General features: G+C 37.6%; 12 protein-coding genes. All 12 read right to left on the minus strand.

Annotated features, from left to right (window positions below; translation table 11 throughout):
• Nucleotides 1–512 precede the first annotated feature (512 nt).
• Complete coding sequence (locus DOT_RS04815; RefSeq protein ID WP_009614978.1) at nucleotides 513–1,016, minus strand: hypothetical protein; 504 nt, start codon at nucleotides 1,014–1,016, stop codon at nucleotides 513–515.
• Between the two features lie 821 nt (nucleotides 1,017–1,837).
• A complete protein-coding gene (locus tag DOT_RS04820; protein WP_009614981.1) occupies nucleotides 1,838–2,608 on the minus strand; it encodes an alpha/beta hydrolase in 771 nt (256 codons plus the stop codon).
• A 163-nt stretch (nucleotides 2,609–2,771) separates the two neighbouring features.
• Entirely contained in the window at nucleotides 2,772–3,194 is a 423-nt protein-coding gene (locus tag DOT_RS04825) for a hypothetical protein (RefSeq protein ID WP_009614983.1), read from the minus strand.
• Nucleotides 3,195–3,430: 236 nt separating this feature from the next.
• Nucleotides 3,431–3,775 carry a cupin domain-containing protein gene (locus tag DOT_RS04830; RefSeq protein ID WP_040411272.1) on the minus strand — a complete coding sequence of 115 codons (345 nt, stop codon included), beginning with the start codon at nucleotides 3,773–3,775 and terminating at the stop codon, nucleotides 3,431–3,433.
• A gap of 250 nt (nucleotides 3,776–4,025) precedes the next feature.
• Nucleotides 4,026–4,613, minus strand: a complete 588-nt coding sequence (locus DOT_RS32635; RefSeq protein WP_009614987.1) for a 4Fe-4S binding protein — start codon at nucleotides 4,611–4,613, stop codon at nucleotides 4,026–4,028.
• Between the two features lie 14 nt (nucleotides 4,614–4,627).
• Nucleotides 4,628–5,101 (minus strand): hypothetical protein, encoded by a 474-nt coding sequence (locus DOT_RS31650; protein WP_009614989.1) that lies wholly within the window; start codon nucleotides 5,099–5,101, stop codon nucleotides 4,628–4,630.
• 176 nt (nucleotides 5,102–5,277) lie between these two features.
• Nucleotides 5,278–6,018, minus strand: a complete 741-nt coding sequence (locus DOT_RS04840) for a hypothetical protein (RefSeq protein WP_009614990.1) — start codon at nucleotides 6,016–6,018, stop codon at nucleotides 5,278–5,280.
• Nucleotides 6,019–6,255: 237 nt separating this feature from the next.
• Nucleotides 6,256–6,759: a hypothetical protein gene (locus DOT_RS04845; protein WP_009614992.1), complete on the minus strand. Its 504-nt coding sequence runs from the start codon at nucleotides 6,757–6,759 to the stop codon at nucleotides 6,256–6,258.
• 312 nt (nucleotides 6,760–7,071) lie between these two features.
• Nucleotides 7,072–7,551: a hypothetical protein gene (locus DOT_RS04850; RefSeq protein WP_139024138.1), complete on the minus strand. Its 480-nt coding sequence runs from the start codon at nucleotides 7,549–7,551 to the stop codon at nucleotides 7,072–7,074.
• Between the two features lie 240 nt (nucleotides 7,552–7,791).
• On the minus strand, nucleotides 7,792–8,352 hold the full coding sequence (locus DOT_RS04855; protein WP_157998414.1) for a DUF5071 domain-containing protein: 561 nt from the start codon (nucleotides 8,350–8,352) through the stop codon (nucleotides 7,792–7,794).
• 210 nt (nucleotides 8,353–8,562) lie between these two features.
• Nucleotides 8,563–9,696, minus strand: coding sequence for a glycosyltransferase (locus tag DOT_RS04860; protein WP_009615000.1), 1,134 nt, complete (start codon nucleotides 9,694–9,696; stop codon nucleotides 8,563–8,565).
• Complete coding sequence (locus tag DOT_RS30270; protein WP_040411276.1) at nucleotides 9,693–9,899, minus strand: hypothetical protein; 207 nt, start codon at nucleotides 9,897–9,899, stop codon at nucleotides 9,693–9,695. Before DOT_RS30270 ends, DOT_RS04860 begins: the two co-directional genes overlap by 4 nt.
• Nucleotides 9,900–9,949: the final 50 nt, after the last annotated feature.

Below are 9,949 nucleotides of genomic sequence, written 5' to 3' on the forward strand. Positions count from 1 at the left end.
CCCTAGTATGGCGTATAACGGACGGGGATTCCCGACGCGCCCTGACCGCTTCCATATAGACAAAGTGTCGGGAACATTGTGTTATCGGAAGTCCGTCGGAAATACCCCAGCTACGACACATGCATTTATTCCTTGACAATCTAACCGGTTAACTTGCAATCAATTCATGAATCGTTCCTTTACGAAGCTTTCATCTTACCCAGAATCCGACACTTGCATAATTCCCAAGCATACGAAACATGCATTCTGCCCTGACAATCGAGGATCATCCCTCTCAGAAGAACTTTCAAAACCGGCAATTTGCATTATCTCAATAAATATCAAAGGCTAGGATTTCCGATAACGTCTATTTCGCGACGTCGGGTTGCTACATTCATATTCTCTCCGATGTCGCAAACCCTCTGTTAGGCGGCGGGCCATGCCCCGTGATTCAGAGACGACCATGGACGGGAGTCCCTTAAGTGTTCCCCCTTGTACTGAATGATACACGAAATGTGAAGAATGCGTCATATTTATTTATCCGACAACATGCTAACCCTTAATTTCTTGAGTTGATAACCAAGCAAGTACCCAATAGCACCTGCAGACCATGATGAAATTATACATATTATAAGTAATTGATTATTAGAGTTACTGCTAGCCGCGTAAAAATAAGTGAGCCCATAAGTCGGAGCTAAGAAAAGTATAGATGCAGGAATCACTATGATTACAAATTTTCCAATGGGTGCCATAAGCACAGCGGTTAAACATATCGAACCACCAATTCCCCAGTATAATGAAACAAATTTCATAAAACCCTTTTCCTTTGTATAACCCATAATAGTTCCATATACGAGCCAAGCTATTAGAAATACAACTGTTACCAGTAAACCCTCAAAGATCTTATTGTCAACCTCTCCCCATCCATCAGTGCAAAATGCCCAAAATAAATTGGACTTGTCAAACATCATAGCCGAGGTTGATATTATGAGAGCAAATACGATATTTATTACTATAAGCCTACTTTTGATAATCAACCCACTCCCTTTCATCTTATACTTTGTATGACTAATGTTTAGATAAATCTGCTACGCAATTAATACAAGTGTGCATTAGTAAACTCCAATGGCTAGTCCTTCCAAATCCGGGCAAGGATGCCCGTCTCCCGCATGGTCTGTCGCCTAACGGACGGGTGTTACCGAAGCGTCCCAACCACATTCATCATCCTCTAGTTTCGGTAACATTGTGTTATCTGCCGTGTGGCACCCGTTAGCTAGGTTGCCACGGACGGCAACCGACCCTAAACCCTATATTACTTCCTTTTCTCGCTTGGTAAATCCTTTATATTATGTAATTCATTTCAACTGAACCAAAACCGACCCTATAATTAATCCCTAGTAAACAAGTCTTCAATAAAATTGTTATTACTAATTTTATGGTTAATATTTTCCTATGCAACCTTGCCGATTAACACCACCATTTAAACCGACCCAGACTTCAGCTGATCTTGCAAAAAAATATTCATTAAACCCCATCCCAGCAATTTCAAATGAAGTAATCAGTGCGACTCTTCCTGGTGAAACCTATATCTTTAACTTCCTCATCTATTCTACTCAGATACACCATGAGGACTTGCTCTGTTCGAACTATTTTCGACACCACCAAACTGGTACGGCAATCAATCCAAACGACTACCATTTAGGCATGCACAAAAAATTCACAGAGATTCTGCTAGCGGCCATGGACGGCCGCGTCATTGCCACATGGCAGATAACGTTTCGCGTATTCCCGACGCGTCCTAACCACATTCATCTTGGCGAAGTGTTGGGAATACGCTGTTATGTGAAGTTGCCGTCCCTTAGCCTAAGTTATTGCCTATCCAACGGTTTATATATTCAGAAACATCTTGCCATCCTGGTTCTCCAATAATCCAATGAGCATGATCATCAAATTCTTTATATGTTGATTTCATATACTTAGCAGCACATTTTTTCACTGATGAACTTGGAATAATTCTATCTTCTTTGGCAGAAATAAATAAAATAGGACTGGTTATTTCGAACTCATCAAATTTACAGGCTTTTTCTGAATCAAAATTCATATAGGATGTTTCAAAAAGTGCCCGGCCTGAATCAAAGACTAACCTGTTATAAATTCTTCTCTGCTCTTCTATGGGCAATAAATGCAACATTGAATATGCAGCCTCATTAAAAGTTTGTCGCATTGGCTTTTTCCACCAATTCCACTTTGTAGATATACTTATAAAACTCCTTAGAACTGAAAGCGGCTGAATTAACGAAATTCCAAATGGTCCTGCTGTTGTGATACAAATAATCGCCTTAGTGGGAATTTGACTTCCTACAATTTGTGCTAGCATTCCTCCCATGGAGTGTCCCATCAAAATTGGTGGCTTTTCCAAGGTATTTACTATGTTTTTAATGTCCTCAACATAATCTGATACGCTTGCTATCCCTACCTCAGGATTAGGAGGTTCGTTAGAATCAACATCATGAAACCTTAGACTAGGCGTAATACAATCAAAACCATTTTGCTTAAAGAACGTCTTGTAATTGTCCCATACCCATGCGCCGCACCACATACCGTGTATCATAACAATAGTTTCATTCATCTTATTCCTCCTCAAGAATTCAACTTGAATAGCAATTTCACTTAACGTCCCGAGGGTTTGCGATGTCGGGTTACTACTTTCATATTCTCTCCGATGTTGCAAACCCTCTGTTATGCGATGCCGGCAGTTGTTTACTAGATTTCCTTATTAACGTTCCATTTTTTTAGTCTTTAGTCTCATAGTTCTTATGAGATTTCATGCGTCCGAGAAAATAACCAATACAAGTTAGTATTAATGGTAGAAACATACATACTATGAATAATTGAATTGTCATAAATCCAAAAAACATAAACCCGTTCACTGGAGCCATAAATGCAAAAGTTACTAGAATCAAAGGATTCGGACCCAGATTCATTGCAATTAATGAAAGTCCTAATCCTATTGTCCAAAATAGAATTGCGAAAATTAAAAAATTTACTTTTCTTTCACGCCCTCTGTAAATTCCAAATAACAACCAAAATGCTAAAAAGAGCAAGGATAAAAGCAGGTTTAAAACTGTTGGAGATGGACCATCTGCTAAGCCTCTATTATTAATAAAAAAGTATAGAACGATGCTCAAAACCGCAAAAATAATATTTACTATCATAATAGATACCACCTTACTTGATAAATCTGCCTAGGAATGACCCAGGTATCGCATAACGTCCCGAGGGTTTGCGACGTCGGGTTACTACTTTCATATTCTCTCCGATGTCGTAAACCCTCTGTTATGCGGCGGACCATGCCCCGTAATTCAGAGACGACCATGGACGGGAGTCCCTTGAACATCCCCCTCTCGCGCTGTATTGATGCATTAAAGTGCTAAAGCTGATTTGCTATTCGTTAGGCTCTATCAATCCGCTTTCCACCGAAAGCATGGATAGTTCTTGTTCCAGAAATACACTTTCCCCATTGCTCTGTCCTCTTCGGAATGAGAATTTCATCACCTGGATTAAGAACATACTCTTTATCATGCATAATTACTGTATATTGGCCGCAAACGCAAACCATGTACTCATCAAATTCATGAGTATGTTTTTTGGAAATTCTGTCAGCATTGCAAGTCCAAAACGCCATTTGACTACCGTCTGCGCCATCGTAAAAATATCCTTCAATATCTTCTGTATTTTGCTCCTTACTACTGATACGATTGTTACAATTTTTCATAAACTCTGGGAAATCAATCACGGATAAAAACCTCCTGTTATGTAAACAATCTTTACTTTGAAAAATTCCGTAAATATGATAAGCCCATTGATATAACTCCAACAACCATCCCTTCCGTATCCGGGCAAGGATGCCCGTCCTCTCGCATGGTCTGTCGCCTAACGTCCCGAGGGTTTGCGACGTCGGCTTACTACTTTCATATTCTCTCCGATGTCGCAAACCCTCTGTTAGACGGCGTGGCGGCAAATTGCGCTCTCACAACCCGTTCCCGTCAATCATTTTTGCTTTCCACAACAATATCTGTAAGTGCTGTGTCAGGCTCGTGATACCGACGATAAAAGTGTGCAAATGTTATGTATGTACAAAGCTTGTTAAGCAAAGGAATTTTAATAAGCCAGTAAAGAATAAGGTAGGCTACAAAAATTGAAACCAATGTGTAACAATAATCAAGCAAAACCTTAATTAAGAAAACGTCATGTTCTATCGGTATGAAGTTCCTTAATCCATCTAGTAAGTAAAAGGATACTGGTAGTGTTGCGATAAAATACAAAATAATTGCAAATGAATGACTTACTTCAACGGCTTTGTTAGGGCAATAACCCATGCATCTCATACAACTTTCACAAGCGAAAGTCCAATAAGGACGAGACTTGTTACTTCCTACCATTCTTATTGCCTTAACAGTGCAACTTTTAGCACATAAACCACAACCTGTACAATTCGATGAAGCGAAAAATAACTTTGATAGGAAAAACCGACCTATGACTAAGTAAGCTAAAGAAATTGGACTGAGTATGAGACCAACTAGTAGAAATTGAAGTCCTCTAAACACTTTTTTCCCTTCCAAGATACTTTTCATAAAAGAATCTGCTTTTATCTTAGCTCTATCAATGATAAACTTGGAGTTTGTAGATTTAAACCCCAGTGTAATGACATCCAGTTAGATGGCATATCAATCCCCATGACTCCTCGCACAATGTAACCCTTTAAAATTAGTATGAGTGCAATGAGATAACCTGCAGTACCTTCTAAACCCGGGAACGGTATCGATGCAATTCTAGTCCCAGCTCTTGTTGCCACAACAAAAGCATGTTTCCCCCTTCCATTTGGTAAACGCAAAGCATATCTAATTACGCGCCAAGGTGCTGTAAACCCGTGTGTTGGAAATACCATCCCTAACAGGTCGTTAGATTCTCCTGCGAAATCAGATTTTTTATAGTATCTGGAGATCTGATGCAGTTTTGAGCTTATGTCTCTTTTGTTGGCTATTTCCATCATCCATGTAGCGGCTCGGAAAGAGTTTCCTATTCCACTCATAAAATATATCGCCATTGACCTATAATACATACCACACCCCCCACCAATTAAAGACCCAGCCATGTCGTCTAACGTTCTGCGAATTCCCGAAGTCTGGTTACTACTTTCATATTATCTCAGATTTTGGGAATACGCTGTTAGACGAAGGACTTGCCCCCAAATGCAACTGAATACTTCTTGGGTTTTATACCTCAATCAAGGCTGTTCTATCTATAGTCATATGGTTGAATACTCCATTCTTTCTTCCTTAAAACCAAACACTCTCCAAGCTTTGCTTTTTGTACATGCCTTTGTAAATTATTGTACATTTCATCCATATCAAGCATTTTTCCTATTCCAAATATCGGTATTTCTAGAGACTTATCATTAATAATACGATCAAAATCTATCAACAGTCCCTCTTGACCATAGTTCATTAGTTGCTCTGAAATTTCAAATGGTATATCTGGAATAGCTTTCCGTCTAAATTTCAGAAATAGCTTTGAAACAATTACCTTACCTATGACAGTTTCGAACTCCCGTTGACTTCTGTAATAAAAAATATTAAACCACCCGTCATCATGGGCTAAATAAGCAAAACGATTCTGAAGTTTTTCAAAGAATGGCGAGGTAACAGGTTTCTTCATATGTCCAAGATATAATAGCTCTGCAACTTCCGGTGGTTTTAATGAACGTAAGCCATCTATGTCCTTAAAGTCCACCCAACAAAAGTCCCCCAATCTATATACATCTTCATTAATAATTCTCGTTATGGACTGTTTAGGTATATACTCACAGTTGGTAGTAAAATCAAATTCCCCTTCTGAAAAATAACCTGATAGCATCAAAATATTATCCAATGGTCTTACCAATGCAGAAATGAATTCCTTAAACTCAATACCATATGAAACAATTTTATTCTCACTCGGATAGACGTTTAAATAGATCAAATCCCGAGATTTTGGCAAAAGCATTTCCCCCTAATATTATTCTTGCATGCAAGTCTTTCGTCTAACGTCCCGAGGTTTTGCGACGTCGGGTTACTTCTTTCATATTTTCTCCGATGTCGCAAAACCTCGGTTAGGCGGCGGACCATGCCCCGTGATTCAGAGACGACCATGGACGGGAGTCCCTTAAACGTCCCCCTTGAAACTGTATTGAGGTATTAAAGAAGAAATTTATGACCGACACTTATACTTCTTGAACTATATCTTTGTTAATCTTCTTTTTCCAATGTAGTCATATATAAGAAATACAATAGTTGAAATTAAACTAATGCCAACTATAGGTATGTAAACTATATATCCAAGAGAAGTTCCATTCTCAAAATAAGATTTTATATTTCCTATTAATGAACGTGAGGGAATATGACTTACATCGCTAATAAACATAGAACCCGTGATAATTACTGTTATTATTGGTACTAACCATAAGAATTTTCGCCACTTACAATAGAATATGTATCCAATTGAAATTGGAATTAGTACTATTATAGAGGATAATATAAACCAAATAGTAATTATCACAAAATCAAAATTTCTGTAATCCCTAAAGCCCTCAAAACCTCCATCAATAAAAATAATTCCTGAGGTAAACACAATTATAATTGGTATTAATAGCCAAATTGATTTTCTCCAATTCCAATAGAATAGATATCCAATTGAAATTGTTGGAATTCCTATAAGAATACAGAGTAATATAAAAGTCATAATTATTAATAATCCTCCAATTCTTTCTAAAATTAGTACACATCATTCTCCAAATGTGCATTAATTAAAACTTCCACAATAGTCCCTTTCCAAATCCGGGCAAGGACGCCCAGTCCCGCATGGTCTGTCGCCTAACGTTCCGCGTATTCCCGAAGTCTGGTTACTACTTTCATATTATCCCAGATTTCGGGAATACGTTGTTCTACGACGTATCGTGCCCCCAGACTCAGCAGCGCCATGGACGGCGCTGCCTTAAAATGTCCCAACTTTGTAATATTTCGGTGATAATATTTAAACCTGTTAAGCTCTTAATCACTCAATGATCTTTGACAATTTATAAATATTCATTATAATCTCCGAACCGTCATCTGTATTATCAGCATACGAAGCAATCCACAAACAATCCGAAGAAACAAATAATCTCTTATGAATCGTGTCAATGGTATATTGGCACTCCACTTTTGTGCCAAGAAAAGAACGAATATCAGCTAATTTTGATACTTTGGTTGGGATTTCTTCTTTCTCATACTTCGGAGAACTAATCTCAACCGAATTGTAAATATTATTAGATTCTATTTTAAACAAATCAGATTTAATGGTATATTTCGTTCCTACCATTTTTTTGTTCAAATACCAAATAGTTGTAGATGAAAAAGGTGATAGATAGCAAACTCGCTCAAAAGCATATATTCCATAAAAATCTCTATAAAAATCTTGCTTATTATTGTTACTGCAAATAACTGAACTTAATAATATAATTAAGCCTGCTATAACCACAAATGCTTTTTTCACCATATAATCACCTCGCAAAATCGGATCATCTTTTCTTTCTGATCATTTTATAAACACAAAATAATACTACACAAAGCTTTTTCACCCGCGCCAAGGATGGCGCCGTCCTTTGCACGATATGTCGTAGAACGTCCCGAGGGTTTGCGACGTCGGGTTACTACATTCATATTCTCTCCGATGTCGCAAACCCTCTGTTATCTGATGGAGGCCTCCCCCCAAATCGAAGCATCAATGACAACGTTAATCCTTAATAATTTCTTCTAGCTCATTAAGTCGCTCTATGTATTCTTCCAAACCGTTCTTCTTAGAATTGAAAATATGTCTAATATTAACCCCATTTTGACCAAGAATTCTCATAGCAATAATATCTGTGAATTCAAATATGTCTGATTGACACATAACTGATATTAATTCTTCCTTCAACTCTTCAACTAAATCTTTTGACCATTTTGAAATAACATATTCCATAACCCAATACTTCCATACATCATCGTTGCTTGTTAAAACCTCCTTGATATATAGAATTGCTGGTTTACCAATTGATACAAATAGTTCAGCGATTTGATAAGAACCTGGCCAATTCATATCCTGAAGCCATACTAACAACTCAGCTAATACATTCTGGACTCTCGGATAGCCGATTCTCACAATCGCCTTTGCAGCTATCTCTGACTTAATTACGATTAAATTCGGTACTAAATCATCTGACACACTAGAAAGTATATCTACTGCCTTATCTATCTCTTCTTGATTACTGTAATTTACTTGATTTAGAACGTTTAAAACATAATCATCATTCATAAATTTCACTCCATCTAGACCATTAAGCATACCCCAGAAGGCCTCTTTCAGATAACGTTCCGCGTATTCCCGAAGTCTGGTTACTACCTTCATATTTTCTCAGATTTTGGGAATACGTTGTTATCTGATGCCGCGGCAAAGACTCACCCAGAAATTATTGCAAATCCAACAAGAATACTTTAGTCCCTGTCGCTTTTTAGGTCATCACTCTCAAATAGTATGTTTCCTCAGTTCTTCTAAAGAATAAACTGTTCCCCGCCATTCGATCCCGCCCCTACTTAGAATCTTGACCATCGAGTTTAATACCGCCCAAAAGTACAGTAAACCTGATATAGGATGAATTAAAACATGCTTTAGGGACACATCAATATATTTCTTTGAGTAATTATAAATAGCAAATACTATAATGATGGCAAAACCACACAGTACTCTTGCCCACCCCGATTCAAAGAATAATCCCGCAAAAGGGTATACATGCAGAAGAAGAATGATCAAACAAAATGCCAACGTTGTCGGAACGCTATAATTTGAACCTGCAAATTGATTTTTCTCTATGCCTTTTATCATAGCAAATAGGTTATCAAATAATTTTACAGATATCAGGCCTTTACTAAACCCGTAACTCTGTTTATATCCCTTCTTTACGACTAATTTACCTAAAGAAAAGTCATCAATTGGCTGCATAGCTATTGCCTCATAACCACCAATTTCTTGGTATGTAGATCTTTTTATTAAGTTAAAGGCACCAATTCCAGCACTCTTGCTACTTAGGTATAGGCCTGTAACTGCTAGAAGGAAAAGAGAAATAAAACCACCGTAGAAAAACCCTTTGTATGTTATATCAGGACTGATTGTTAAGTGATCAAGCTTGTTTTCCAAAGAATAGCTAACAGTCGTCTTTAAACTACCAGGGGAGAACATAACATCGGCATCGGTAATAAGTAACCATTCTCCTGTAGCCTGCTTAACTCCTTGATATACAGCATGATTTTTGCCTAACCATTGCGTAGGTACATCAGTAATAGTTACAACTTTCAATTGAGGGTATTTAATTTTAAGTTCCTCGAGAATGACTGCCGTGTGATCTGTGGAGCGATCATTAACGACTAACACTTCTAAATCAGCGTAATCTTGATCAAGTAATTGACTAATGGCCTGTCTAATAGATTCTTCTTCATTACAGGCTGGAATTATTACTGATAATGATGGGTAAATAATCTCTTTGTCGTAATATTCGTTGCCACGAAAAATCCGTTTCTTCCTCAAATTACCAAAAAACAACAGCCCATAATATGCCCAGATAATAACACTTATAAAGGCTAATACTAAAAAAAGAACATTCATAACTTCTCTCCTCCCATAATAATCAGTCCCCAAAATATATTATTCCCAGCGGTTTCAGATAACGTCCCGAGGGTTTGCGACGTCGGATTACTACATCCATATTTTCTCCGATGTTGCAAACCCTCTGTTATACGCCGTACGGCAAATACTGCATGCAATAATAAACTAAAACCCGTATCAAGTATCTTTTTCTTTGTTTTCAATTATCTTAAAATGAAAATGAGTTATAGCCTCTTTAATAAGGATTTGATAA

The sequence above is a fragment of the Desulfosporosinus sp. OT genome, from assembly GCF_000224515.1.
GTDB lineage: Bacteria > Bacillota > Desulfitobacteriia > Desulfitobacteriales > Desulfitobacteriaceae > Desulfosporosinus.

Excerpts from the sequence above, each read along its gene's own strand:
- DOT_RS31650 (WP_009614989.1), bottom strand. The coding sequence starts at position 5,101 with ATGTATTATAGGTCAATGGCGATATATTTTATGAGTGGAATAGGAAAC.
- DOT_RS04855 (WP_157998414.1), bottom strand. The coding sequence starts at position 8,352 with ATGAATGATGATTATGTTTTAAACGTTCTAAATCAAGTAAATTACAGT.
- DOT_RS04845 (WP_009614992.1), bottom strand. The coding sequence starts at position 6,759 with ATGACTTTTATATTACTCTGTATTCTTATAGGAATTCCAACAATTTCA.
- DOT_RS32635 (WP_009614987.1), bottom strand. The coding sequence starts at position 4,613 with ATGAAAAGTATCTTGGAAGGGAAAAAAGTGTTTAGAGGACTTCAATTT.
- DOT_RS04820 (WP_009614981.1), bottom strand. The coding sequence starts at position 2,608 with ATGAATGAAACTATTGTTATGATACACGGTATGTGGTGCGGCGCATGG.
- DOT_RS04825 (WP_009614983.1), bottom strand. The coding sequence starts at position 3,194 with ATGATAGTAAATATTATTTTTGCGGTTTTGAGCATCGTTCTATACTTT.
- DOT_RS04860 (WP_009615000.1), bottom strand. The coding sequence starts at position 9,696 with ATGAATGTTCTTTTTTTAGTATTAGCCTTTATAAGTGTTATTATCTGG.